1 pseudogene is annotated in these 542 nt (G+C 71.4%); it reads right to left on the reverse strand.

Features of this window, described 5'->3' with window-relative positions:
- Positions 1-542, reverse strand: a pseudogene (locus tag G8O24_RS42615) (hybrid sensor histidine kinase/response regulator); the annotation flags it as partial.

The raw sequence follows: 542 nt of genomic DNA on the forward strand, positions 1-542 counted from the left end.
GTTGGCGATGCGGTCGCCCTCGGAAGCGGCTTCGTCGGCCATCGACTTCTTCGGCGCGGCCTTCTCCTTGGGCGCCTTTGTCGATTCCTTGGCGGCTTCCCTCGCGACCGGCGCTTCGGCAGCCGGCGCGGGCTCGGCCTTCACCGGCGCGGGGGGCGCAGCTTCGATCGCGGTCTCGCGGAAGGCGCGCTCGAGTTCGTCGAGCGAGACCTCGCCCGGACGCAAGGGACGCTCGAGCGTCTGCTCGATCAGCGTGCCCGTGGTCATCTCCTTGGCGGGCGCAGCAGGTTCCGCGGCAGGGGCATCCGGCACCAGCGGCGGGGCCTCGGCGACGGGAGCGGGAGCCGCGGCGCCTGCGGCCGGCATCGGCTGCGCCGAGCCTGACGCGATCGGCTGCGCCGACGCTGACATCGCCGCCATGCCCTGCTCGACCATCGCTTCCAGCTTGTCGATGAGATCGCGGTCGTTGCCCTCGGGCTCGGCTTCGGTCGCCTCGAGGCCTGCCAGGATCTCCTTGATGCGGTCGATCGAGGACAGGATCA

Origin of the sequence: Bradyrhizobium campsiandrae (assembly GCF_014529705.1) — a bacterium.
Lineage (GTDB): Bacteria > Pseudomonadota > Alphaproteobacteria > Rhizobiales > Xanthobacteraceae > Bradyrhizobium > Bradyrhizobium campsiandrae.